Annotated in this window: 14 protein-coding genes and 1 pseudogene; 10 read left to right on the top strand and 5 right to left on the bottom strand. The window is 70.7% G+C overall.

What is annotated here, in order from left to right; translation table 11 throughout:
- Positions 1–23: 23 nt before the first annotated feature.
- From OOK38_RS33985 to OOK38_RS34020, 9 genes and pseudogenes are all read left to right on the top strand, one after another.
- Entirely contained in the window at positions 24–1235 is a 1212-nt protein-coding gene (locus tag OOK38_RS33985; protein ID WP_266849896.1) for an MFS transporter, read from the top strand.
- A 65-nt stretch (positions 1236–1300) separates the two neighbouring features.
- Positions 1301–1468: pseudogene (locus tag OOK38_RS34590) on the top strand (2-aminobenzoate-CoA ligase); the annotation flags it as partial.
- A 22-nt stretch (positions 1469–1490) separates the two neighbouring features.
- Entirely contained in the window at positions 1491–1649 is a 159-nt protein-coding gene (locus OOK38_RS34595) for a hypothetical protein (RefSeq protein WP_323178869.1), read from the top strand.
- Positions 1650–1913: 264 nt separating this feature from the next.
- Complete coding sequence (locus tag OOK38_RS33995; protein WP_266849897.1) at positions 1914–2264, top strand: hypothetical protein; 351 nt, start codon at positions 1914–1916, stop codon at positions 2262–2264.
- A 559-nt stretch (positions 2265–2823) separates the two neighbouring features.
- Positions 2824–3840, top strand: a complete 1017-nt coding sequence (sbnA, locus tag OOK38_RS34000) for a 2,3-diaminopropionate biosynthesis protein SbnA (RefSeq protein ID WP_266849899.1) — start codon at positions 2824–2826, stop codon at positions 3838–3840.
- 14 nt (positions 3841–3854) lie between these two features.
- Entirely contained in the window at positions 3855–4874 is a 1020-nt protein-coding gene (gene sbnB, locus OOK38_RS34005; RefSeq protein WP_266849901.1) for a 2,3-diaminopropionate biosynthesis protein SbnB, read from the top strand.
- Positions 4875–4877: 3 nt separating this feature from the next.
- Positions 4878–5087, top strand: a complete 210-nt coding sequence (locus OOK38_RS34010) for an MbtH family protein (RefSeq protein WP_266849903.1) — start codon at positions 4878–4880, stop codon at positions 5085–5087.
- Complete coding sequence (locus tag OOK38_RS34015) at positions 5084–5821, top strand: thioesterase II family protein (protein ID WP_266849904.1); 738 nt, start codon at positions 5084–5086, stop codon at positions 5819–5821. Before OOK38_RS34010 ends, OOK38_RS34015 begins: the two co-directional genes overlap by 4 nt.
- Before the next feature lie 14 nt (positions 5822–5835).
- Positions 5836–10839, top strand: a complete 5004-nt coding sequence (locus OOK38_RS34020; protein ID WP_266849906.1) for a non-ribosomal peptide synthetase — start codon at positions 5836–5838, stop codon at positions 10837–10839.
- A gap of 672 nt (positions 10840–11511) precedes the next feature.
- Here the strand turns inward: OOK38_RS34020 and OOK38_RS34025 are convergent.
- The 4 genes from OOK38_RS34025 to OOK38_RS34040 form a co-directional block, all read right to left on the bottom strand.
- A complete protein-coding gene (locus OOK38_RS34025) occupies positions 11512–12000 on the bottom strand; it encodes a hypothetical protein (protein WP_266849908.1) in 489 nt (162 codons plus the stop codon).
- Between the two features lie 246 nt (positions 12001–12246).
- The gene (locus tag OOK38_RS34030) at positions 12247–14766 is read right to left on the bottom strand and encodes a DEAD/DEAH box helicase family protein (RefSeq protein WP_266849910.1); all 2520 of its coding nucleotides are present in this window, start codon (positions 14764–14766) and stop codon (positions 12247–12249) included.
- A 224-nt stretch (positions 14767–14990) separates the two neighbouring features.
- Positions 14991–15521, bottom strand: coding sequence for a hypothetical protein (locus tag OOK38_RS34035; RefSeq protein WP_266849912.1), 531 nt, complete (start codon positions 15519–15521; stop codon positions 14991–14993).
- A complete protein-coding gene (locus OOK38_RS34040) occupies positions 15518–17977 on the bottom strand; it encodes a hypothetical protein (RefSeq protein ID WP_266849914.1) in 2460 nt (819 codons plus the stop codon). The genes OOK38_RS34035 and OOK38_RS34040 overlap by 4 nt, the downstream gene beginning before the upstream one ends.
- A 689-nt stretch (positions 17978–18666) precedes the next feature.
- Between OOK38_RS34040 and OOK38_RS34045 the strand changes: the two genes are divergently transcribed.
- Complete coding sequence (locus OOK38_RS34045) at positions 18667–19743, top strand: hypothetical protein (RefSeq protein WP_266849916.1); 1077 nt, start codon at positions 18667–18669, stop codon at positions 19741–19743.
- Here the strand turns inward: OOK38_RS34045 and OOK38_RS34050 are convergent.
- Entirely contained in the window at positions 19709–19948 is a 240-nt protein-coding gene (locus OOK38_RS34050) for a hypothetical protein (RefSeq protein WP_266849918.1), read from the bottom strand. The genes OOK38_RS34045 and OOK38_RS34050 overlap by 35 nt on opposite strands.
- Positions 19949–20000 lie beyond the last annotated feature (52 nt).

A 20000-nucleotide genomic window follows, 5' to 3' on the forward strand; every position in this document is an offset into this window, starting at 1 on the left:
TCGACAGTCTGGGAAACGGATTGGTGACGGCGTTCACCGTCGTCTTCTTCGTGCGGACGACGTCGCTGTCACTGGTCGCCGTCGGTGCCGCGCTGACCGCCGGCCAGTTGCTCGTCCTGCCCCTACCGCTCCTTGTCGGGCGCCTGCTGGACACATACGGTCCACGCATCGTGGTCGCTGCGGGCAACTGGATTTCGGTGGCAGGATTCATCGGCTTTCTGTTCTCGCACACGGCCTGGCAGATCGTGCTGTGGCAGTTCGTGGTGCAACTCGGTTCCACCGCCTTCTGGATGGGCAGCAGTCCCCTTACCGTGCAGGTCGCCCGGGGCGCCGAGCGCGCCCGCTGGTTCGGCTTCGTCCGTGCCCTGCGCAATGTCGGCGTCGGTTTCGGCGGCGCCGCGTCCGCAGTGGCTCTGAGTATCGGCACCGTTGCCGGGCTGCGCGCGGTCATGGTGATCAACGTGGTCACCTTCGCCGTCGCTGGATGGCTCGTGGTCACCTTGCGGGACACCGACCCGAGCGAGGCGGCTGGCGCCGGGCCCGCGGCGCCGGAGCGCGCGGCGCCGGAGCTGGCGGCGGTCGAGACCACAGGGCAGCGGGAGGGCGGCTATCGCACCGTGCTCAAGGACAGTCGGTATCTACGGCTGATCGCGACGAACATCTCCTTCGTCTTCTCCTCCACGGTGATCACGGTGCTGCTCGCCGTCTACGCGGCGGACAACCTCGATGTCGGTTCCTGGATCGTCGGCGTACTCGTCCTGCTGAACACGGCCATGGTCGCGCTGCTCCAGACGCTCGCCAGCCGGTGGATCGAGACCCGCAGGTCGGCGATGGTGCTGGTGCTGGCCCTGCTGTTCAACGCGGCGGCGTTCGTCGTCTTCGGCACGCTGCTTGTGCTGCCCGGGTGGGCGGTGATCGCCGGCCTGTTGATCGCGATGGTGCTCTACACCGTGGCCGAGATCCTCAGCTCGCCGCCGACCAGCGAACTGAGCGTGGTGATGGCGCCCGAACATCTGCGCGGCCGCTATCTGGGCGTCTACCAGTTGTCCTGGTCGCTCGCCAGCGCCGTCGCCCCGGCGCTGCTTACAGCGCTGTTGCAGGGAGGCGCGGTGCTGCCCTGGGTGTTCCTCACCGCGATCAGCATGCTGGCCGTACCGCTCGTGCTCGGGCTCGACCGGAAGCCCGCGACCATGAGCGAGGGAGCACCGGCCGCGGACGTCACTCCCGGGCTCTAGAAGAAGCCCAGCTGCGCCCGATCGCGAACTGCTTGCACTTCCATTACCACGCCAGTAGCGACCACATGATCGTCTCCTCTGGGTACAACATCGGCGGTCTCAAGGTCGAGGCCGCCATCGGCACCCACCCCGACGTCACCGAGTCCGCCGTCGTGGCCCGCCCCGACCCGGAGCGTGGCTCGATCGGGTGCGCCTTCGTGGTGCTGCGTGACGGCGGGCCCGGTGACGCAGCGAAGGCCAGGGAGATACAGGACCATGTCAAGCAAGGCCTGGCGCCCTACAAGTACCCCGCGCGAGGTGCGCTTCCACAGTGCCCTGCCGCGCAACGACAGCGGCAAGCTCCAGCGCTTCGCACTCCGCAGGATCACCGATGATGAGCAGACCGCCTCGGCCGAGGCTGTCGCCGAGCAGTGACGCGTCGAGCAGTGGGAAGGAAGGAGCGCTGCCGCGCCCTCGGCGTCACCGTCCACTTTTCCACCCTCGCCCCGGACACCGGGCGGCTGCGGGCCGCGTACGACCGGGTGGTGGCCGCCGAAGGCGTCAACTCCGCGATGCAGTCGGCCCGTTCGGACGCCTTCCGGCCCTCCCTGGACCGCTGGCACAGCAGGTGCATGTGGCTCGGCACGGACCGCGTCTTCGAGGCCTTCCAGTTCTTGGTCAAGGAGACCGAGTGGGGGCATGCAGGTGCACGGCTACCCCTACTCCGAGACCGGCTCCACCTTCACCGTCGAGATACACGAGGACGCCTGGCGGCGGGCCGGCTTCGACGCGACCGGAACACTCGACCTCCCGCCCGGCGTCTCCGACGAGCAGGCCGTCGCCCGCATCCGCGAGATCTTCGCCGATGAACTCGACGGACACCAGGTTTTCGCCAACAACTCCAAGTGGCTGAACTTCACGACCGTACGCAACGAACGCTGGCTCGACGGCAACCTGGTGCTGCTCAGCGACGCCGCCCAACCCGCGCACTTCCTCATCGGCTCCGGCACCAAGCTGGCCATGGGGGACGCCCTGGCACTCGCCGCCTGACTGCACGAACAGCCCCACATAGAGGGCCTTGACGGCCTAGGAGACCGAGCGGCGCCCCGTCGCCGAGTCCACCCAGCGGGCCGCGCACGCCTCACTCAAGTGGTTTGAGAACATCGGCATGTACGTCCACCAGCAGCCGACCCATTCTGCTTCAACCTCCTCACCCGCTCACGGCGCATCACCTACGACAACCTGCGCACGCGTGACGAGAAGTTCGCGGACTGTGTCGACGCCGCCTTCGCCCGCCCGCAGGGGCTGAGCGGCAGCGCACCCGCGATGTTCCAGCCGTTTCGGATGGGGGAGTTGGAGCTGAGGAACCGGATAGTCGTGTGAAGGCCGCGCTGGACCTGAACTTCTTCCCTGAACTAACTCGGCTGACGGCAGAAGCCGACACGGGGCCTGTCCCGGTTTTCACCGGTGGTCCGGCAGTTCTCGGAGCGGAAGGTGATCGTGTTCCGTCCCTTCTGGCCGGCCGAAGCACACGCCCACCGAGACTCGACCAGACCGCACTTGAGTCGCGATTGAGTCGCGCCGACCGGCCCCGTGCCACACTCGGCCCATGCTCCACAGGCGTGCTGATCAATTTCTGATCGAACGGGCAAAGCAAATTCGCAGGGGCCTCACGGAAACCCCACTGATTCCCCTGGCGGACGAGCGGTGTGACATCGTCGCCAAACTGGAGTTCTGCAATCCCGCCGGCAGTACCAAAGATCGTTCGGCACTGTGGATTCTGGAACAGGCAATCGGTCGGGGCGAGATAGCGCCCGACACCACGGTGGTCGAGTCGTCGTCTGGCAATTTCGCGCTGGCTCTGGCTTTCTACTGCAGAATGCTCGGCATCTCGTTCGTCCCGGTCATCGATCCGAACTGCAACGAGTCCACCGAGGCCCAACTGCGACTGATGTGCGAGCGGGTGGAGAAGGTCTCCGTCCGTGATGTGACAGGGAGCTACCTGAAGAATCGGCTGTCCCGGGTGCAGGAGCTGCTGGTTGAACTCGACTCCGCCTACTGGCCCAACCAGTATGCAAATCCGGATGCCCGCGACGCGCACTACCGCTTCACCGCGGGCGAGCTGATCGCCCAAGCCGGCCCGCTCGACCATCTCTTCGTCGGCGTGGGCACGGGCGGCACGATCGCCGGGCTCTCCCGACGGATCAAGGAAACGTACCCGGGCTGCGTGGTCGTCGCCGTCGACACCGAAGGCTCGGTGATCTTCGGCGGCCCGCCGAAGAAGCGGCGGATTCCCGGCATCGGCTCCAGCATCGTGCCGCCGCTGTGCGGTCAGGCACTGATCGACCAGGTCGAGATCGTCTCCGAGGTACGCGCCGTCGAGGCCTGCGACGAACTCGTCGCCAAGTACGGCCTGTACGCGGGAGGTTCGACGGGCAGCACCTATGCCGCCGTCCAGGACTACTTCGCTCGGCAGCGTCCCGGCAGGCGCCGTCCCCGGGTCGCCTTCATCGCCGCCGACCGCGGTCACGCCTACGCCCAGACCGTCTACGACCCCACGTGGGGCCGGCAGCTGCGCGCGGAAGCGGCACAGCCCACCGGCGTCGAAGCCCTGGCCGTCAATTGAAGGAGCACCACCCCGTGTCCACCCTGGCTCCACCGCCCATGACCGTGATCGGCGCGGGCGACATCGCCACCGAGACGGACCGTCACCGTCCGGAGCTCATCGAGGTCGTCCGTGCCGCCTACCTCGCGCACGACGCCGGGCAGAGCTCGAACCCGCACAGCTCGTTCCTGCGCTTCCCGAACCAGAACCGGTCACGCATCATCTCCCTGCCCGCCTACCTGGGCGGCGAGTTCGAGGTCGCCGGCAACAAGTGGATCGCCAGCTTCCCGGACAACACACAGCGCGGAATCCCCCGTGCCTCGGCCACGCTGATCCTCAACGACTGCGCGACCGGCTATCCCTTTGCCTGCATGGAGTCCTCGATCGTCTCGGCAACCCGGACCGCGGCCTCCGCGGTGCTCGCGGCGAGGACCTTGCTCGGTGCGCGCCGTGCTCGCCGGGTCGGCATCGTGGGCACGGGGCTGATCGCCCAGCACGTCTGGCGGTTCCTGGGGGATCTCGACTGGGAGATCGACGGCTACCGGCTCTTCGACCTCGACCCGGCGGCGGCGAGCCGCTTCGGCGCCGTCATGGCAGAGCACACCGAGGCCGAGATCGTGGTCGCCGACAGGGTTGAGGACGCGTTCACCGACTGCGACCTGGTGGTGCTGACCACGGTGGCCGGCGAGCCGCACCTGCACGACCCCCGACTGCTGGCCCACAACCCGGTGGTCCTGCACCTGTCCCTGCGCGACCTCGCCCCCGAGTTGATCCTCGCCGCCCAAAACTTCACCGACGACATCGACCACGCCGTACGCGAGCGCACCTCGCTGCACCTGACCGAACTGCGCACCGGAAACCGGGACTTCGTCGACGGCACCCTCGCCGACCTGCTGCGCGGGCGGCTGCACCGGGACCGCGGACGCCCGGCGGTCTTCTCGCCGTTCGGACTGGGCGTACTCGATCTCGCCGTTGGCAAGTGGGTGCACGACCGGGTCGTAGCCGCGGGCCGGGGCCGCCGTGAGAGCGACTTCTTTACCGGGGTGGGTATCTGACGCATGAGCACCTCACCCGCACCCCGCTCCGCCGGGGACCGCCATGTCGTCGTCGTGAACCACGAGGAGCAGTACTCGGTCTGGTTCGCCGACCGTGAGCTGCCTGCCGGCTGGACCGCTACCGGCGCGCAGGGCACCCGCCAGGAGTGCCTGGACCACATCGGGCAGGTGTGGTCCGACTTGACCCCGCGTTCCGTACGAGAGTCACGATGACGACCGCGCGCCTGGCAACGGCCTGGCTGCGCGGGCTCGGCGGGCGTGAACGCACCGCGCAGCGGCGCCTGTTTGTCTTCCCGCATGCCGGAGCCGGCGCCTCCGCCTACCGGCTGGCGGCGTATCTGCCGGACACCGTCGAAGTGTGCACGGTCCAGCTGCCCGGCCGGGAGAACCGGATCGCCGAACCGGCCTTGACGTCAATGGACGACGCCGTGGCCGCGGTCGCACCGTTCATCGCCGACCACACGGAACTGCCGTACGCCTTCTTCGGGCACAGTATGGGCTCCCTGATCGCCTTCGAGACGGCACGGCGGCTTCGTGCACTGGGCACCCGGATGCCCGACCGACTGTTCCTGTCGGGCATGCGCGCCCCCGGCACGCCCGACCGCGACCCGCGGCACACGCTGCCGGACGACGAGCTGCTCGCCATAGCCGAATTCGACGGCTTGGACGCCGAGTTGCAGGAGCTGCTGCTGCCGGTGCTGCGCGCGGACCTGACGCTGTGCGAGACCTACACATATCGGGTCCAGGCACCCCTGCCCTGTCCCCTGACCGTTCTGGCCGGCTCGGGCGACGACAGCGTCGACGGGACGGAGCTCGCCGAGTGGCGCGAGCACACCTCGGCCGGCTTCGACCTGCATCTGTTCCCGGGCGCCCCCCACCTGTATGTGCGCGGCGCGGAACGAGAGCTGGCGGAGACGATCACGCGCACCTTTTCCGCACGGTGCTGAGAAAGGATCCGTTCATGGCGCCGACCACCGTGGTCGCACTGTGGGAGCAGCAGGCAGCCGCGACACCCGACGCGGTCGCCGTGATCGCGGGAGCGTACCGCGCCACCTACGCCGAGGTGGACCGCCGGGCCACGGCACTCGCCGCCGAGCTGCAGACACGCGGCATCGGACCGGAGAACCTGGTCGGCGTTTGTCTCGGTCGCTCTGTCGAGCTGGTCGTGGCGCTGCTCGGCATCCTGAAGTCGGGCGCCGCGTACCTGCCCCTCGACCCGAGCTACCCGGCCAACCGGCTGCGGCACATGACCACCGATGCGAGGACCGGGCTGTGGTTGTGCGACGCGGACCACCGCGCGCTTGCCCTGGCGTTCGGCGCGGCGGACGTCGTGCTGGTCGAGGACCTCCCCGCGGAACCCGCCGCACCGCCGGCACCGCCAGCGCCGGTGGTCCACCCGCACCACCTGGCATACGTCATCTACACCTCAGGTTCGACCGGCCTGCCCAAGGGCGTGGCCGTCGACCATGCGGCGATGTCCTCGTTCCTGCGCAGTGCGGCCGAACGGCCCGGCCTCGGGGCGGACGACCGGGTTCTCGCGCTGACCCCGCTGTCGTTCGACATCTCGGTACTGGAGCTGTTCCTGCCGCTTACCCGGGGTGCGGCGGTGGTGATGGCCCCGCGCGCGGCCAACACCGACCCCGAGCTGCTCGCCGCCACCCTCGCTGAGGCGGGCGTGAGCGTCGTCCAGGCGACCCCCACCACCTGGCGGATGTTGCTGGCGTCCGGCTGGACGGACGGGCGCGGCCGGGTACTGCTGTCGGGCGGTGAGCCGCTCGATCCGCAGCTGGCCCGCGACCTGCTCGCCACCGGCGGCACCCTGTGGAACCTTTACGGGCCGACCGAGGCGACGGTATGGGCCGCCGCCACCCGCATCGACGCCGTGGCCGAGCGGGTGACGGTCGGTACGGCCCTGTCCAACACCCGGCTGTACGTCGTCGACGAGGGCGGGCGGGAGGTCGGCCCTGGAGTCACCGGTGAGTTGTGGATCGGCGGCACCGGCGTGGCACGCGGCTACCTCAACCAGCCTGCGCAGAGCGCTGATCGGTTCGTGCCCGACCCGTTCGGCGACGGAGCCGGACGCCTCTACCGCACCGGTGACCTCGCCCGCTGGTCCGCTGGCGGCGAACTAGAGGTGCTGGGGCGCAGCGACCACCAGGTCAAGGTGCGCGGCTTCCGCATCGAACTCGGCGAGATCGAGGCCTGTGTGCGCAGCCACCCCCTCGTCTCTGACGCGGTGGTGGCCGTCGACCGCGAGGCAGCCGGCGGCGATCAGTTGGTGGCGTACCTCGTGCCCGCGCCCGACGCGCGGAACGTTTCCGGGGACCTGCCCCGGCATGTCCGTGACCACCTCGCGCGGCGGCTGCCCGCCCACATGGTCGCCCAGGGCTACGCAGTGCTCGACGCCCTGCCCCGCACCCCCGCGGGCAAGGCGGACCGCGGCGCCGTGCAGCGGATCCCGTACGGGCCGGTCCGGGCGAACGAGCCGATGCCCGACGACGCCCCGCTGCCGCCGAACACTGCGGCGGTGTGCCGCGTGTGGGCCGAGGTGCTCGGGCTCGACGACGTCTCCGCCCACGACGACTTCTTCCGCCTGGGCGGCCAGTCGCTCACCGTTGTACGGGCTGTGGCCCGGCTACGCGCGGAGCTCGGCGCGCCGGTCGATGCCCAGTCGGTCTTCGCGCATCCGACACCGGCCGCGCTCGCCGCCGCCCTTCACGGCGTGGCACCCTCGCAGGACGAGCCGATCCCAGCGGCCGCGACAGCAGAACTCTCCTTCGGGCAGGAGCGGATCTGGTTCTTCGAGCAGATGAACGACGCCGTGCCCGCCTACCACCTGCCGGTCGCCCTGGGCCTGCCCGACGGGCGAGTCGACCTGACGCTGCTGCGGGACTCCCTGTCCGCTCTGGTGCACCGGCACCCGGCACTGCGCACGGCATTCGTCCACGTCGACGGCCGGGTCCGCCCCGAACCGCGCGAGCCGGGACCGGTGCCGCTGCGCTGCACCGAGGTCGCCGAGGAGGACCTGGACGCGGTGGTGACCGAGCTCATCAGCGCCCCCTTCGCCCTCGACCGCCCACCGCTGCTGCGCGCGGACGTGCTGCGCACCCCGAGCCGCGACATCATTGTGCTGACGATCCATCACATTGCTTGCGACGGTGTGTCGGTGGACCTCATGGTGCGAGAACTGGGCCATCTCTACACGCAGTCCGCCGCAGGCCGCCGCCCCGCCCTGGCGCCGCTCCTCGTGACGTACGCCGACTACGCGGCCTGGCAGCGCGAGCGGCTCACCGATGCCGAGCTGGAGCGGCTGCTCGACCACTGGCGTACCCGGCTGTCCGGCGTGCCCGTCCTTGAGCTGCCGACCAGCCGCCCCCGGCCAGCGGTCGCGAGCCACCGCGGTCGCCGTGAACTGCTGCGCGTTCCCGTCGACTTGGCCCACCGTCTGCGTGCGCTGTGCCGGGCCGAGGGCGTCACTCTGTTCATGGGCCTGCTGGCCCCGTTGCAGGTGCTGCTCGGCCGGTACGCCGACGAGCACGATGTCGCCGTCGGCACCCTGACAGGCGGCCGACCGCGGCCCGAACTCGACGATGTGGTCGGCTATTTCGTGAACACGATCGTCCTGCGCACCGACCTGTCCGGTGACCCGACCTGGCGCGAGCTGCTCAGCCGCGTCCGCGAGGTCGCACGGCAGGCCTACGCGCATCAGGAGCTGCCCTTCGAGAAGCTGGTGGCGCACCTGAGCCCGGAGCGCGACCTGAGCCGCAACCCGCTCTTCCAGGTGCTGTTCGCCCTCCACCAGGAGCCGAGGGCCGGTTACCTCACCGAGTTGTACGACCGCAAGGAGCTGGAGGGACGGCTCGGCACCGCACGCTTCGACCTGGCCTTCGACGTGACGGACCACGCCGCCGGCGCCGGTGACCTCAGCATCTCCGTCGAGTACGCCACCGACCTGTTCGACGCGGACTTCGTCCAGGGCCTCGGACGGCACTTCCTTCGGGTGATCGAGCAGATGGTGTCCGACACAAGAGCCCGGCTGTCCGGGCTGGAGATCGTCTCGGCCGACGAGCTGCGCGCCCTCTCCATCGGGAACCGAGCCGAGCCGCTGCCCGAGCCGACCACTCTGGTCCGCCTGTGGGACCGGCAGGTGCGGACCACGCCGGACGCCACCTGCGTCGTGGGCGACGGGCGGTCGCTGACGTTCGCCGAGACCGACGCGCGGGCCTCGGCCCTGGCCCGGGAGCTGCGAGCCGGCGGTGTGCGCCCCGAAAGTCTGGTCGGCGTCTGCCTGGAGCGCTCGGTGGAGCTGGTGGTCGCCCTGCTGGGCGTGCTGAAGGCGGGCGGCGCCTACGTTCCGCTCGACCCAGGCCACCCGACGGACCGGCTGCGGTACCTGCTGGCCGACTCGGGCGTACGCCTGGTCGTCGCGGACCCGGGACATCCCACCTCGGCCCTGTTCGGCGAAGACGTGCGGCTCGTGGCGGTGGGTCAGGAATCGAGGGCGGATCCCGGGGAAGGTCCCAGGGCCGATCCCGAAGCCTGTCCTGGGGCGGGCCCCGGGCCGGCCGAGGAGGCGCGACCGCACCACCTCGCCTACGTGATCTACACGTCCGGCTCGACCGGCAACCCTAAGGGCGTCGCCATCACCCACGCCAACATCACCGGGTTCCTGGAGTGGAACCAGCGGCTGTGCCGCCTCACCGTCAAGGACCGCGCCCTACTCAACCACTCGGTGGCCTTCGACAACTCGGTCTGGGAGATCTTTCAGTGCCTGGTGTCCGGCGCCGAACTGCACCTGGCGGGTCCCACCGCCGCCTACGACCCCGAGGAGTTCCTGCGCGAGGTCGCCGAACGCGGCATCACCACGCTCAACGCGACGCCCTCGCAGATGCGGATCCTGCTGGAGTCCGGTGCGGATGCGGCTCCCCGTCTCGCCTCCGTACGCCTGGTGTTCACCGGCGCCGAGGCCGTGCCGCACGACGTGGCCCGCCGCATCCTGTCCGTCACCGCGCCGGGATGCCAGGTCTTCAACGAGTACGGGCCCACCGAAGCGACGGTGACCTCGGCGTTTTGCCCGATCACCGACGAGCTGCTCGACCGGCACAGCCACCGCCCGAGCGTCCCGTTCGGCCGGGCGACCGACAACGCGCAGTTGTACGTGCTGGACCCGCGGCTGCGCCCGGTCGCCCCTGGCTGTCGCGGTGAACTGTACGTCGGCGGCAGCGCGGTCGGCCGCGGCTATCTCGGCAAGGCCGCCCGTACGGCCGCGGCGTACCTGCCCGACCCGTACGCTGCGGAGTCAGGCGCTCGTATGTACGCCACGGGGGACGTGGTCCGGCTGCTGCCCGACGGAAATCTGGTCTTCCTCGGCCGCAACGACCACCAGGTCAAGGTGCGCGGCTTCCGCATCGAGCTCGGCGAGATCGAGTCCGCCCTCCGGAGCCACCCCGCCTGTGCCGACTGCGTGGTGGCCGTACGCCGCACCCGCACCGGTGCGGACCAGCTGGCGGCCTACCTGGTCCCCGAGCGCCCCGACCGGCCCGCCCCCGACCCGGCAGAACTGCGCGCCCACCTGGCGGAGCAACTGCCGCCGTACATGCTGCCGCAGAGCTACACCGTGATCGACGAGATCCCTCTCTCCCCGAACGGCAAGGTCGACCGGGAGGCGCTGCCCGACCCACGCCCGGTGTCCGCCTCGGCCCCCGCCACCCGCCGGGCCGTCACCGAGCAGCAGCGCCTCGTCGCCGAAGTGTGGCGGGAGTGCCTGGGTGTCGAGGAGGACTTCGGGCCGCAGGACGACTTCTTCGACGTCGGCGGCACCTCGTTGACTATCACCACGATCGCGCGGCGGCTCGGCGAGCGACTTGGGCGCCGGGTCCCACCGGTCCTGGTCTTCAGAAACCCCACGGTCGCGGGCCTCGCCGCGGCCCTGGAGGAGGCTGGACGAACTCCATCGGCGGGGTGAAGGCCCTCGCGTTGACGCCGTCGAGCCGCCGGGGCCGCGGTCCAACACAGCGGTGATCATCATGGCTCTGGCCAACCGAGCAGGCGCGCGGCGGCGGGGACGGCCGCGACGGCGTCTCCTCGAGGACGGTCGCAAGTGACAGCGTCAGCATCCACGTCCCTAACGTCAGAGACATCGAAGAGCTGCCCAAGCCGGAAAATCTTGCCGCGTTGCAAGAGGTGGCGGGCATGGAGTGCTGCGCCAGCGTGTCTTTGTGGGTGATCCGGGCCCAGGTGCCACACGCGCACTCGTAGCTGTTCTGCAGTTCCGGGCCGGTCAGGACCACGGTTCCGGACTTCGGGCAGATGCCGGGGCGTCCCCGTGCCGAGTGCTGGGATCGCCGTGTTCCCCCCGGCCGCGACCCGCACCCAGCGCTTTGCCTGCGCCTGTTGGCTGGGTGTCCCGCCCACCGGATCCGCCTTGGGCCGGTGGGCATGCGGACTACTACAGCCGCTGTCTTGGTCCTTGCTGTGCTGGCGGCTGTCGTTGCTATCCTTCACGGCATCCCTTTCGGGGTCGTGCTGCCAGCCACTGCCCTGGCCCCGCTCCTCGTGGAGCACCTGAGCGACCCTCCCGCGGTCCGGGGCGGACCCGTCCGGATCGTTGAGCGGGCGCGACGGCGATGTCGCCGGGTCATGCAGCGCGGGGCGCCTGGCCGGGGCGCAGTGCGCCTCGGCGATGCACTCCAGGACGTAGCCCTCGGCTTCCTGCAGCGCGTAGCGCACCAGCGGGATGGGCCGCCACCTTCTCGTCCAGCCAGCTGCGCCCCCGCCACCACCGCACGAACGGGAACTCGGCGCGCAGGCCGTCGAACCACTGCTGCTCGGCGGGGGTCGCATCGATCGGCACGAGAAGATCCCAGTGGTCCGGCTGGTGACGAGCTGCCGACACCAGCGACCGCTCCACCTGCCTGAGGCGCACCGCGGTCATCCGGCCGGTGAACGACTTCGCCTCGTACACGACCAGTTCGCCGTCGTCGGTGTACTCGAACAGGTCCCGTCCGCCGTCGCCGCCTGTCCCGTCGACCGGCTGCGCCCGCTCCCGTAAGCGCATCACCAGCAGCGTCACCAGGGACTCCGACAGGCTGGGGTTCTCGGCCAGCTTCTCCCACGGAACTCTCACCCTACGAACTCCTCTGACATTCCGCCCCGCTCAGCCGCCGAGCTCCTCGCTCCGCCACCACCTCCGGCCCCGGCGGGCCGGGCGAACGGTGCCAGGGCTGCCGACCGGTGGCTGCCGACCGGTCACCTCCGTCCGCCGTAGGGGGCCCGCCGGGTACCCCTGCCTGTGCCTGTGGACCGGGTACGGTCTGCCGGTGTACGCGGCAGGCCGTACCGGCCCAGGACCCGTCTGACGTCCCGGTGTTGATCAGGCGCGCAGGGGTTCGGAGTAGGTGGTGAAGAACCGGTCGCCGGTGAGCTTGTGGTGAGTGAGCTGTTCGCGGACGGCCTGTTCGTCCGCCCAGCGGTCCGGGCTGCTCGCGAGCGCGGCCGCGTAGGCCGTCACGGCCACCTTGAGCTTCTCGAACAGGGCCGGGGTGACGACGCGCATGCCCGGCACCGCGGTCGCCTTGTCATCGCGGACCCGGCTGGGATGCAGCATGACCGCCACGGCCTCTACTTCGGCGTTGTGCTCGTTGAGCCAGCGGATGCTGCCGCCGAGCTGGTCCATATCCTTCTTGGCGATGGTGTCGGTGGTGCAGCCTGTCTTCAGCTCGACGACGGCCTGCCGCGCCGCGGAGAGCGCCCACAGGTTGTCCGGGCCCGTGCCATACAGCTTCTCCGGCCGCGTGCTGGCGAACCCGAGATGCAGCCCGAGCTGCTGCCAGGTCCGCTCGGCGTCGTCGGAGCGCTCCTCCTCGCCCCACACGACGTCCTCGAACAGCGCCTGCACGCCGAGCCTGAGGCTGACGCCGTCGCGGTACTGGGCGGCCAGGAACTCGGCGCCGGCGCGCGACTGCACCGCCGCCGCCTTCAGCTGGACGGGGGCACCGCCGTTGACGGGCCGCAGGACGAACGGGTTGTCGTCCAGCGCCCCGGCCAGGGCCCGCTCGGCGGCCGCGCGATCGGTCAGGTGCAGGTAGGCGGCCTTCTGCTCCCGCAGCCAGCCCCGCAGCGCCCTGTCGCCAGCACCGAGGTCGTTCACCGCCTTCTGCACCCGCTCGGCCGCGGCCGGGGCGCGGCCGGTGGCCGCGAGGTCGAACGCCTTGCGCAGCGCGACGGCCTCGTCCCGCACCGTCCCGTGCTCGGCGTAGCGCACCTCCGCCAGCGCCCGCCGGCTGCGCTCGCGCCACTGCGGCACCCGCCCCAGGCAGGCCCGCAGCGCCTGCCTCACCGCGTCCAGCCCTTCGCCCTTGATCTGGCCGGCGATGTCCCGGCTCAGCTTCAGCTGCGCCTGGGTCGCCGGGGAGAACAGAGCCAGGTGGCGGGCATCGTGGATCGCCGTAGCGAGCTTCGCCCCCAGCAGCAGGACGGCGCAGTAGTCCTCTCCGTCGCGCACTCCCCGGCCCATGCCCTGTTCGATCCGCTGGACCTCACGGGCCAGACGGACCGTGCTGTCGGCCAGCGCGACAGCCTCGCGCCGCTCCACCCCGTCCAGGGGCCGCGGAATCTGGTCGAGGATCAGCAGACGGCAGGCGTCGGCCGGGAGGTTGACGCCGTCGTACTTGTTGACCAGCACCACCAGGCCCACATGGCTGGCCTGGAGTTCCTTCACGCCCGCCTCAAGGTCCCCGACCCGCCAGACGTGGTGGGCGTGGCGCGCCCAGTTCGCGGCGGCTCGGTCGCTAGGCACCAGCACGACCACGTTGACCGGCTTGGTCTCGGCGACACCATCGCCGTCCTGGTCCCCGTCGGCGAACTGGCGGGCCAGCACGCGGACGGCCTCGTCGTCCAGGTCCGGGTTGAGCGCCACCGGGGCCAGGATCATCCGCTCACCGAGGTCGGCGGCGCTGCCCGGGGTGACGGGCTTCGCGACGAGTGTCGGGTCGGCACCGAAGTCGGTGACCAGGGCGCTGTCGTCGGCGAGCGTCGCGGTCAGGTAGACCCGGCGGCGAGCGTGCACGAACGACGGGATGCGGTCGATCGGCGGGCACGAGGGCCTGATCTCGATCGCCGACGACGTCGCCGTCGCCGTGCACAGGTACAGCACCTCCGCCAGCAGCGGCCATACGAACTCGAAGACCCGCTCCGTGCGGTGCGGGCGCAGGATCTTCAGCACCTCCTCGCGCTTGTCGGCCCACGCCCAGAACGGGATCGGCGCCAACGCGGTGGGGTCCTTGTCCTCCAGCGCCGACCAGGCGTTCGCCGACTGGTGGCGCAGGTCCTGCGCGAACAGCTCCAGCAGCTTGTCGTACGCCTCGTGCCCGGCGGGCACCCGAAGCCGGAACTGGTCCTCGGTCCGCGCCAGCGCGGCGTGCGCGTCATCGACGACGACGATGCCCAGATCGAGCGGCTCCTTGCCGTCCCCGACGACACCGAAGGCCGACCTGCCGTTGAGCAGCTTCTGGTAGTTCGTCACCAGCACGGCCTGCGCGGTGAGGAACGCCGGGTCGTACGGATCATCCGTGGTGGCGATATCGAGCTTGGCGGCCTCCTCGCGGACCTGCTTGACGAGGTAGTTGTCCGGGGTCAGGTAGACGGCCTTGCCGATGCCCTCGTTCAGGGTGCTCTGCGCGATCAGCAGGCCGACAGCCGTCTTGCCCCCACCGGTGTTCTGCTTGATCACCACATCGCGGTCACCGCGCCGCTCGAACCACTTGTCCAGCACCTCGCCCTGCTCAAGCCGCAGATACGGCCACGGCCGACTGGCCAGCCCCGCGTAGATGTCCCGGGGCCGCAGCAGCGCCTCGCTGTCCCCCGTACCGATCCGATCCCAATCCAGCGCCACTGCGCCGTCCTCCCTCATCTGACCCGGCGGCGTCACGCCGCCTGCACTTTTTCGTTCTTCAGGGCCGCCGCACACCCGGCGACGGCCTCGCGCCGCACCGACGTCCCCAGGCCTCGGTGCGGCCCTGCCGCGGTCTGACTCCCGCGCCCACCGGCAGGGTGCCTTTCCGCCCGCCTGGAAGCGGAGGCCGGGAAGGCACCCGTTCACAGACCGGGCCCGGTCCGTCAGGCCGGTGCCGCCGACCGGTCACCGGTGTCGTCCCTGGCAGGCCGGGGACGGACGATCCGCGACGCGGGCCGGGAGGTGACCCGGGCGAGCCACTGCTCCTGAGTGACTACGGGCCACGTACGCGGGCCCATGCGGCCGCGCAGCCCGATCAGGTCGGCGGCCCGGCCCTCGGCGGCCTCGATCGCCTTCGGCGGACTGAACGGATCGGCCTCCACGACGAACGCCCCTGCATAGACACGGGCGCGCTCGGGGTGCCGGAAGTGATCCCGTAGCCGGGCACCCACTCCGCCGTCGCGGTGTGCCTTGCCCAGCCACCGCAGCCGCCCGTCGCCGTCGACCGCCAGGTACAGCCCGGCCAGCACCTCGTCCAGCACCGCGAGCGTCTGCGCCCGGCGGCCCGGCTCCAAGCTGTACGGGGCGGGCCAGTCGCCGCACCGCAGCGGGCCCAGCGCCATCCACGCATGACGCAGCACCCGCGCGTCGACCACCGGCCCGGCCACCGGCTCCGCGCAGCAGTCCACGCTCACAGCGACATCACCGCCAGGGTGGCCTTGTCCAGCAGCGGCGCGATCTTGGCGGCCTCTGCCTTGATCTTGTTGAAGTCCTCCACGTACAGCGCGCGCACGTCGGCGGGCTCCTTCTCGTCGCCGGCATCCTCACGGGCTCGCACGGCGTCCTCGACGGTCGTCAGGAGCCGGCCGATCTGCTCGGCGACGGCGGCGGCGCTCACCGTGCCGCTGGCCACCGCGGAAGCCAGCTCCGCGCGCAGGCGGGTCATGCGGGCGAGCGGGGTCTCCGGAATCTCCTCGTTGAGTTCCACGGTGTCCGGGCCTTTGTCCTTGCCCTCGGCGCCGGTGACGGTCTCCGCGGGCTGCTGCTGGCGCTTGGTCCTGCGGAAGGAGGTCAGGGGGAACAGGGCGTCGAACCATTCTTTGTCGGCGAGGACAGCCTTGCGTGAATTGCCGTGTGCGTCGGGCGCCCAGAAGGTGCCCGGCGTCATATCGTCCCCGGCCGGGGAGTCCGGGGCGCGCAGCACCGCCTCGGCGAACGCGAGCAGCAGTTTACGCGTGACACCCTCGGGCGGGTCGGTGTAGGCGTCCACGAGCGCCTGGATCGCGTTGGAGGGTGCACGCCGCACACCCTTGCGGTCCGCGCTCTCCAACGAGCCCTGGTTGGGAGTGACGAATGGCTTGGCACCGCTGATCATGCCGGGCAGCAGGTGCCGCCGCACCAGGGTCTCCCAAGCCGCGGCGTCTCCCTGGCGGCAGGCGGTCAGCAGCGAGGCGAGGCTGCGCGCATCGGGGCGCACCCCGAACTGCACCTCGTGCTTGCCGAACAGGCCCTCGGCGGCGGCGAGGGGACCAGGCCGCAGGAAGTGCTGAGCGACCACGGCCGCCCAGATTTCCGTGCGCCGCCTGGCCCTGGCCCCGGCCCCGTTCGACTGAGACCAGGAAGCCTCCTGCAGGCAGGCGCGCACCACCGGCCAGTACCGGCCGGTGGGCATCCGGGCGTGCGGCGCCAGATTCTGCGGGCGCGGCGGCACCGGCGGGAACACCAGGACGGTGGCGCAGCGGATCGCCACGTCCCGCAGGGTCACAGGGCTCACCTCGTCGCCCGGCGACAGCATTACGGCGAGCACGTCGAGCGCCCGGGCCCCGACCAGGGCATCGGCGATCGAGTCCTCGTCCAGTCCAGTGGCCGGGACGCGGCCCCGGGTGACCTCTTGGGCCAGCAGTTCGCCCAGCAGTCCCTCGGCCTGGTAGGCCTTGACCAGGGTCGACCACAGTCCCAGGGCACGGTCCATGTCCTCGTAGTCCAGCTGGCCGCGCAGGTGCTCGTGCACGTTCAGCTGGCGTAGCGACTCCTCCAGCCGCTCCGGCTTCCTGGCGCCGACCACGACACGGGCTGGCACCTGCGCGATGCGCACCGCCCGCTGCGCACGCCCCTCCGAGTCCCGCTCGGGATCGGCGTACTCGGCGTTGAGTCGGAAGCTGACCCGGCGCAGGATCTCTCCGAGCCCCCGCACGACCATCCGCCGGTTCTCCTCCTCCCCGGGCAGCCGCAGCAGGGACTGCGGCACCCCGGTCAGGAGCTGCTGCGCCGAGATCCCGAAGATGTCCAGCCGGGCATCGGCACGGTTGGCGCCCGTGGCATGGTGGCCCCGCCAGATCTCCCGCTGTGACCCATCCTGGTCGGTCACCGGAGTTCGCTGCAGCACGACCACGGTGGAATCCCGCTGGCCCTCCTGCACCAGGGACTCCACCAGGTCATAGGGACGCTGCCGCGCCCGCCGCCGCAGCATGTCCACGGCGTACCGTTGCACCTCGCCAGCGATCTCCGTGCTGACCATCTCCGTGGTGAGCGCCGCGAGCGGCACCCCGTCCTCGACGACTGCCCGCACCACCGGCAGCGGACGCCGCCCGCCCAGCGCCTGCTCGCACGCCTTCAGCTCCCGCTGCTCGCGAGCCAGCTCTTCCTCGGAGGTCTCCACCGCAGCTACCGCCGCATCCTTCTCCGCTGGCGTCGCAGTCGAGGCCAGCGCCCGCAGCGCCGCCTTCGCACGCTCCGCCCCGACGGTCCACGCGGCCACCTGCCGCTGCTGATCGACGAGCTCCTCCAGGCGCTCCTGATTTTCCACAGACGGATGCAGCCACGCGCTGCGCGTACGGTCGTTGATGACCCAGGGCAGCGTTCCCGCCCCGTGCAGCTCCACCTTCAGCACCAGCAACGCCCCGTCGGTGTCACGCTGTTCGATGTGGTGGGCCGTGCCGCGCAGGAAACGGCTCCCGCCACGGCGCTCGATGACGCGTTTGGCTTCGTCCTGGCCGAGCGCCGGGGAGAGAGCGTCGAATACGGCCTGCCGGGGAACGGGCGTGAAGCCTTCGGCCGCGCAGGTGTTGACGATGGCCTCGTAGAGGTTCTCCGCCCAGGTCGGGTTGGTCGGAGGCGGGAAAGGCCCCTTGGGAGCCTTTTGGGCAGACATGAGAGGCAGCCGGTCCATAACTCCGGGAGCCCTCGTGGCCCCGGGTGCGACTGGGAACACCCGGCGGGCGCCGGATGCGGCACGCACCCGAACTGCAGGGACTCCCGTCCAGGGAGCACCGGCGAGGGCTGCCGTCGCCGTCACACACCTCGTAGCGCGTGTCGGCGAGGACCGTCTGCCCCTTCGAGTCCACCAACGGAGACTGTGCACGCCACCGGAAGCTTCCCCTGAAACAGCGGGGTCTCCGCGGCGCACGGCTCACGCCCTCTCCGCCGACGGCGGCATGGGGCTGGCAGGTCGTCGAGACCACTGACGTGCCCTGAAAGTCTGCCAGACGCTAAGTAAATCGGACAAGTTGCTTAGAAAACGCGCGTAGAACGTCAAGATCACACGACTGGGAAGCGCCCCGCGTAGATTCCACCGCCTGCGCCTCGCCTCTGCACGCCCCAACACCACGCCGCTGCGCACGTGTTCACGTTAGGCGCGGTCCAAGTGGCCATGATGCAGACCGCCTCGGCGTCACCACGCGGCTGGCGGGGAGAGCGGGCAGTTTCCGCTACGATGCCCAACCGCCGCCGCTATACCCCGCCCGCGCCGGGACAGCATTGACGGCTAAGGTCCACACCCGGGCCCGCAACACCCACCCGCACGACTGCGGGCAGGCGCGGGGTGCCCGGAGAGAAGACCTCATGCCACGCAACCAGTCCCGCGTCAGCCAGCGCGCCCGCGCCGCGCAGAAGACCGCGGGCGGCACGGGCAAGTACAGTCAGCTGCTCCGCGCCAAGCCCGGCCCGCGCGGCGCCCGCCGGGAGCCCGCCCGACGCCTCGCCGCCCAGCTGCGCGCCGACCTCGGAGCCGAGGGGGAGAAGGCGGCCCGCATGGTGGACGCGGCGGTGGCCTGGGGGGTGAAGGACCGCGAACTGAAGCACGCCCCGCTGCGAACACAAGGCGACCTCGCCGTCCGCGCGCCTTCAGCCTGCCGTGGGCGAGCACGCCGTCGGCGGGTCATAGTGCACGACGCTCCCCTCGCCCAGGTCGTCCACATGGTGCTGGAGGCGGCCGTCGAGGAAGAAGAGAGCGCGGACCTGCTGCGCGCGGCCGCGGAGGTTTTGAGCTGGTTGGTTGGTACCAGCCACATCCGCAATCCCGCGATCTGCAGGGTACGGGTCGGCGAATGGCTCACGGAGCTGAGGATGTGGGAGCGGGTGTACACCACGACTGACCCGGTCGCGGTGGTCGCCGCAGCGGCCCTGCGCATGATGCGGGAGGCCGCCCGCATCCCCGACGAGGACGAACTCACGGACGCTAACTGCATGCTCACCCTGCAGGAAGCCGTCCGCTTCGCACGGACCGCCGCCGACCTCGCCGCCCGCCTGACCCACCCGCCCCGGGTCGCTGCCCCGCGCCGCGCCGGCACGGGGGCAGCCCCCGACCACCAGCGGCACCGCGCGACTGTACGGCGCTCCTGTCCTTCCGGTCGGCCCCGGTCGCAAGCCGTCCGCTGCACCCGGGGTCGCGCTTCTGCGCGAAGGGTGCGGCGAGTTCGGCCCCTAGGTCCCGGCCGCTGGCCGTGGGCGGTCCCGCGCAATGTGCGAAGGAAGCGCGGGACCGCGCAATGTGCATTCGAGCAGGTCGGGAGTCGTATCGGACGGCCAGTCCTGACCTGCGGGCAGCTGGTCGGCGGCTGTCGCCCTGTCCCGGCATCAGCATTTGTGCACCGCGTCCGTGGCCTCACCGACGGGGCCGGAACGGGAGCGTCGGCTTGAGCTTGTTCATGTAGTCCAGCAGGGTGGTCATGGTGCGGCGGGCAGCAGCGCGCCGGTAGGAGTGGCGTGACCACACGGATGGCAGCACGACGCCCACGTAGAGGAGCAGGAAGACGACGAGGATGAGCGTACCGATCAGGCCGAGGTGCTGGCCGGTCTGGGTGCCGATCTGCTTCAGCATCTTCAGGGTGTCGGTGATCGACATGTCGGGCGCCTTCCAACTGTGACCCCGGACCGCTGCCGGGGTGGATGCCTCG

It is taken from the genome of Streptomyces sp. NBC_00568, from assembly GCF_026341855.1.
In the GTDB taxonomy this organism is placed as follows: domain Bacteria; phylum Actinomycetota; class Actinomycetes; order Streptomycetales; family Streptomycetaceae; genus Streptomyces.

Excerpts from the sequence above, each read along its gene's own strand:
- OOK38_RS34595 (WP_323178869.1), top strand. The coding sequence starts at position 1,491 with ATGTCAAGCAAGGCCTGGCGCCCTACAAGTACCCCGCGCGAGGTGCGC.
- OOK38_RS33995 (WP_266849897.1), top strand. The coding sequence starts at position 1,914 with ATGCAGGTGCACGGCTACCCCTACTCCGAGACCGGCTCCACCTTCACC.
- sbnA (WP_266849899.1), top strand. The coding sequence starts at position 2,824 with ATGCTCCACAGGCGTGCTGATCAATTTCTGATCGAACGGGCAAAGCAA.
- OOK38_RS34010 (WP_266849903.1), top strand. The coding sequence starts at position 4,878 with ATGAGCACCTCACCCGCACCCCGCTCCGCCGGGGACCGCCATGTCGTC.
- OOK38_RS34015 (WP_266849904.1), top strand. The coding sequence starts at position 5,084 with ATGACGACCGCGCGCCTGGCAACGGCCTGGCTGCGCGGGCTCGGCGGG.
- OOK38_RS34020 (WP_266849906.1), top strand. The coding sequence starts at position 5,836 with ATGGCGCCGACCACCGTGGTCGCACTGTGGGAGCAGCAGGCAGCCGCG.
- OOK38_RS34040 (WP_266849914.1), bottom strand. The coding sequence starts at position 17,977 with ATGTCTGCCCAAAAGGCTCCCAAGGGGCCTTTCCCGCCTCCGACCAAC.
- OOK38_RS34045 (WP_266849916.1), top strand. The coding sequence starts at position 18,667 with ATGCCACGCAACCAGTCCCGCGTCAGCCAGCGCGCCCGCGCCGCGCAG.
- OOK38_RS34050 (WP_266849918.1), bottom strand. The coding sequence starts at position 19,948 with ATGTCGATCACCGACACCCTGAAGATGCTGAAGCAGATCGGCACCCAG.